Below are 4,726 nucleotides of genomic sequence, written 5' to 3'. Positions count from 1 at the left end.
GTCGAGTCCGGTCCCGAAGCGTGCCAGGGCGCCAGTGGCCCATGGTGTCAGCAGCCCGGCGGCGGCGCAGGTTGCCTTGCCCGCAAGGTGCTTGTCCACGTCCGTCCCACACGCAGCAAGGTCCGCGCGCTGGGAAGCGGTGGGGAAGCCCAGCGCCCGCACCAGCGGCACAGCCTTACGGCCCAGGCGCGTTGCCCACTCCGTGTCCTCTTCCCTCGCGCCGGTCACCGGTTTCGGCGGTGGTGCGTCGAGGGCAGCGAGCACGTCCGCGAGCGCGGGCCGTGGCGGACGCAGCCCATAGACGGCGGCCACGAGCCCGGCGCCGAATACCGTGCCCAGCACGATCGTGATCACCGTGTTCTCCCCGTGGCGTGTGCAGTCTTGGCAGGGGTGGAGCCAAGGAGGCGTACCGGCTCCTCGAGGCGGCCGATGGCGGTCAGCCAGGTGAAGGAGGCGGCGAACAGGACTCCGACGACGCCCAGGACCAGCTGGCCGGCCACGGTGTTGAAGGGGTTCAGGTAGGGCCGGTTGAAGACGGTCAGGCCGACGGCCATTGCGAGGGTGACGGTTACGGTGACTCTCACTCCAGTGCGGATGCTGGCGCGGCCTGCATCGATCCGCTGGCGCATGGCTACCTGTTCGCGCACCGAGTCGGCCAGTTCTCCCAGGAGTGCGCCGAGCTGGCCGCCCTGGCGTTCGGCTGCCGTCACCAAGGCGGCGACCACCACGTCAGCAAGCGGGTCGTCGACTTCGTCGGCGAAGGTCCGCAACGCGGCGGGCAGTGGCTGGCCGGAGCGGATCGAGGCGACCAAGGTCCTCAGCTCGCGCTGCACCGCGGCAGGGGCGATGTCGGCGGCGGAGAGGACGGCCTGTTCCAGCCCGGCAGCGGCGGAGAGCGTGTCGCGCAGCATTTCCGTCCACAGCGCGAGTGCTTCCATCCGTTCCGTCCGCCGAGCAGCCGCCCGGTCCGGGCCCAGGAGTCCTGGCAGTGTGAGCAGGGCCGCGGTGGTCAGCACGGCCGCTACCGGCCACCGCGTCAAGGCTCCTGCCGTCACTCCAACGAGCAGGGCGGCAACGAGACGGCGCTGGTTCCACTCCGCGGGCAGGCGGCCACATACCCGCTGCCACCAGTCAGCCTTGGCGGTATCGCGGACAGGTCGGCGTAGTGCACCGGTGATGATCAGCAGGAGGCCGGTGCCGAAGGCGGCACCCAGGATCGTGGCGACGACGATGGCCGCCTCGCCCAGTCGTGGGACGGTCATTGGCCATCCCCCCACCAGGTGAAGCCCGCAGCTTGAGCGTCCATGCCTGCCGCGATCAGCTCCTGAAGTGTCTGTGCTCGCAGGGGTGTGGCGGGGACCGCGCGGCCGTCAGAGCCGGGGCGGTAGACCTCGTTGGAGACCAGTTGGGCTCCGTCGGCGTCGACGACCTCGCGCACCGAGTCGATCACACGCTTCCCCTCGGCGTCCCACCCGAGGTGCACCACGAAGTGGACAGCGGATGCCACCAACAGGTTGGTGGCCTCAAGCGACAGGCGCTCAGGCGCTTGGGCCGCGTAGGCGGCAAGCTTGGTGAAGACCCCGCGGGAAGTGGAGGCGTGGATCGTGGACAGTGAGCCGTCGTTGCCTTGGCTCATCGCGTTGCACATCGGGATGACTTCGCTGCCGCGGATCTCGCCGACGATGACACGGTCGGGCGACATGCGCAGTCCCCAGCGCACCAGCTCCGCCTGATCGATCGCGCCCTGGCCCTCGATATTGGGCTCACGGGCCTGCATCGCCACCACGTTGGGGTGCGCTGCCCGATCGTTGCCGAGGCCGAGTTCGAAAGTGTCCTCGATGGTGATCAGGCGCTCGGTCGAGGGAATCTGGGAAGCGAAAGCGCGCAGCACCGTGGTCTTTCCCAGATTGGTGCCGCCGCCGATGATGATGTTCTTCCGTGCCCGCACCAGCGCCGTGAGGAAGGCGGCCATGGCCTGGTCACACACCCCGAGGCGCACCAGGTCGTCCATCGATGCTGCCGGAAACCGGTGTCGGCGTACCGACAATGAGACGCGCCCGGTGACGGCCATCACCGCGAACAGGCGCGATCCGTCCGGCAGCTGAAGGTTGAGCCGGGGCATCCCTCGGTCGAAGCGGCGCTCTTCGCCATCCACACGCGCCGCCAGGCCGCGCACCAGGTCGACCAGCTCGTCATCCGAGGCCGCTACGGGTGCTCCTTGACGCCAGAGGCCATCCGCGGAGCGAATCCAGACCACGTCACACCCGTTCACGCAGATGTTCTCCACTGACTCATCCGCCAGCAACCGCTCCAGCGTGCCTGTCCCGAGCAACGCGTCAGTGACCGCCTGCGCGACGCGTTCCTCCGCCGCGCGCTCCAGTGCGCCACCCCCGCGGACCAGCGCCTCGCGGGCCCGCGCCCCAAGCTCCTCATCGACCAACCGCTCGACCATCACCCGACGTTGCGACTCGGCCTCTGGCGGCAGGCCCGCAGCTTCTCGTTCATCCGCATACTCCGCCAGGCGCGCCACGACCCGCCCGCGCACGGCGGCGGTCAGCTCCCGCTCGTCAGAGCGCTCCGTCACCGTGCTCACGAACCGGTCTCCTTCGTTGCCAGACCCGCCAAGCCGCGACGCAGGAAACTGCTGGCAGATGGAACAGCGCCCGCCCTCGCGAGATCACCGCCAAGGCCCTTCACTCCGACCTCACCGGTCCCGCTCAACAGTTGTGCGACCTCACGAGCCGCTGCCATCAACCGCCCCGTCCGCCAGCCACTGGTCCGCAACGCCGAACGAGAACGCCCAGCCAGGACATCGGCCACCTTCGGATCCCAGGGCAGGAAGACGACGCGGCCCACACCGAGCGTCGCCGTGATCTCCCCCGGGCTGTAAGGACACGGACCGACCACGACCAGCACGTACTGCTCCGCCTGCGGGCCTGCCTCTGTCAGGTGCGCATACGTGTGCGCCAGCGCGTCCGCTCCACCTCGGGAAATCAGCACCACGGCATCGGAGGCACCCAGCAGGCCCGCTACGCACTCCCCTACACGGCCCACATCCAGCAGGACCGTGCCCTGATCGGACCCCTCCCCCAGCAGCACCCGCTGCCCGGACTCGGCAACCAAACGGACAGCTTCAGCGCACGCCCTGCCACCCGCTGGAGAGGCCACCGCACGAACACCGAAGGGAAGATCCGCTGTCGCTGCCAGCAAAGAACCTGGCTGTTCCTTCCGTGCCGCGGTGGCAAGGTCGAGTAACCCAGGCGTGTGCGGACACCCGAACCGGACCGTCAGATCACCGCCAGAGACATCCGCCTCCACCACCACCGGCCGCACATGGCCATCCGCCTGCTCCGGCCATGCCGCCGCCACGGCCAGCGCTGCCGTCGTCACCCCGGGCGCGCCCTTGACCGACCCGAGGGTGATCAAACGCCTCACGGTGCTTCCCGCCCTTCAGCTGGAAGCACCACCACACGGGGGTGCTCGATCCCCGCAGCGCGCCGCACCGCACCGGTCTCCATCAAAACCGTCACCGTCCGCGCACCGCCCGGGGACTCAGGAGCCTTCGCCTCCGCCACTGTGCCGACAACGGGAGCCGCCGTCTCCTCCTCACCGCTTGCCGGTGTACCTGCACCATCCGGCCCCTCCAAGACAGCGACCCGGTCGCCACGCGTCACATGCGGCGAAGCGCTTCCCGCTTCGATCGCGAACGCCACTTCCGACTGGCCCTCGCGCGGATAGGCCCGCTGACCACCGAACTGCCCTGGTGCCAGCAACGACCCAGCCACCAGCGGCACCCGTGCCCGCCGACCCAGTACCTCGGCACTGTCAGCAGCTGGCACGACCCCGGTCTCCGACGCAGCCTCAGCCTGCCGCAGATCACGCACCTCGAGCACATCTCCCGCCGACACATCCCGCGTCAGCGCCAGCACCTTCTCCCGCTCGCCTGCCGCCGACGCGACGAGGGAGAATCCGACCGCAGAGACAACCACTGTCCCCACACCAGCCCAGATCCAACCCGGCCTGCGCCGCCCCACGGTTGACGTCGGTCGCCGTGCGGGATCAGAGCGACGCGCCCCCGGCAACCTGGCATCCTCTCTCGGACGCGAAGGTGACATGGAGGTACCCACAATTACTCCACAGGAAGAGGAAACTTGCTGAACTCATAAGCCCCGCATCCCGCGGAGCGGTACGTCCCCAGCGCGGTCAGCGCACGACGACTGCCTGAACCTCATCAACGACAAGCGACCTCTCGGCGGCTATCGCCAGCCCCGGCACCCGCCCAGCCTGTCCCCCGCCATGCCACTCGACATCCCAGGTGACCCGCACCGACAACGTAAACGCCCGATCAGGCTCGCCCAACGACGACACCCGGTAGGTATAGCCACAATCTGGCGACGTTCCCTGCGCCCGCAACCTGGCCGAGTACTCAGTCCCAGGCCCAGAGCAAGTCACCATGCCGCCCTCACCCATCGACCACACCGCCTCACGCGGCCGAGCAGTCGCGGTCACCCTCAAACCGGGCACCTTCACAGTCTCCGCTACAGACCGCCATGAGCTTTGCTCCAGCCACATCCATGTCGGAACCCGTACCACCTGCACAAAATCCTCATCCGGACTCGTACGAATCACTGGCCTCGGCAACTTCAAGTTCTTCACAGCCCGCCGCGCGACAACCTCCACCGGCACCTTCTGCCGAGGCTTCGGCTTCGACCTCTTCTGCTTCTCA

5 protein-coding genes and 1 pseudogene are annotated in these 4,726 nt (G+C 68.6%); all 6 read right to left on the bottom strand.

Annotation, left to right across the window (positions count from 1 at the left end; all coding sequences use genetic code 11):
• Positions 1 to 354, bottom strand: a pseudogene (locus JK363_RS40885) (type II secretion system F family protein); the annotation flags it as partial.
• Entirely contained in the window at positions 351 to 1,262 is a 912-nt protein-coding gene (locus tag JK363_RS40880; RefSeq protein WP_201883401.1) for a type II secretion system F family protein, read from the bottom strand. The pseudogene JK363_RS40885 and the gene JK363_RS40880, both read right to left, overlap by 4 nt.
• The gene (locus JK363_RS40875; protein ID WP_201883400.1) at positions 1,259 to 2,593 is read right to left on the bottom strand and encodes a TadA family conjugal transfer-associated ATPase; all 1,335 of its coding nucleotides are present in this window, start codon (positions 2,591 to 2,593) and stop codon (positions 1,259 to 1,261) included. The genes JK363_RS40880 and JK363_RS40875 overlap by 4 nt, the downstream gene beginning before the upstream one ends.
• Entirely contained in the window at positions 2,590 to 3,435 is an 846-nt protein-coding gene (locus tag JK363_RS40870) for a MinD/ParA family ATP-binding protein (RefSeq protein ID WP_201883399.1), read from the bottom strand. Before JK363_RS40870 ends, JK363_RS40875 begins: the two co-directional genes overlap by 4 nt.
• Entirely contained in the window at positions 3,432 to 3,929 is a 498-nt protein-coding gene (locus JK363_RS40865) for an SAF domain-containing protein (protein WP_307822106.1), read from the bottom strand. The genes JK363_RS40870 and JK363_RS40865 overlap by 4 nt, the downstream gene beginning before the upstream one ends.
• Positions 3,930 to 4,203: 274 nt before the next feature.
• Positions 4,204 to 4,726 (bottom strand): hypothetical protein (locus tag JK363_RS41995; protein WP_236076566.1); only part of this gene is annotated, 523 nt, incomplete at its 5' end.

Origin of the sequence: Streptomyces coffeae, from assembly GCF_016741875.1 — a bacterium.
Classification (GTDB): Bacteria; Actinomycetota; Actinomycetes; order Streptomycetales; family Streptomycetaceae; genus Streptomyces; species Streptomyces coffeae.
This window is presented reverse-complemented; position numbering and strand designations above follow the sequence as displayed.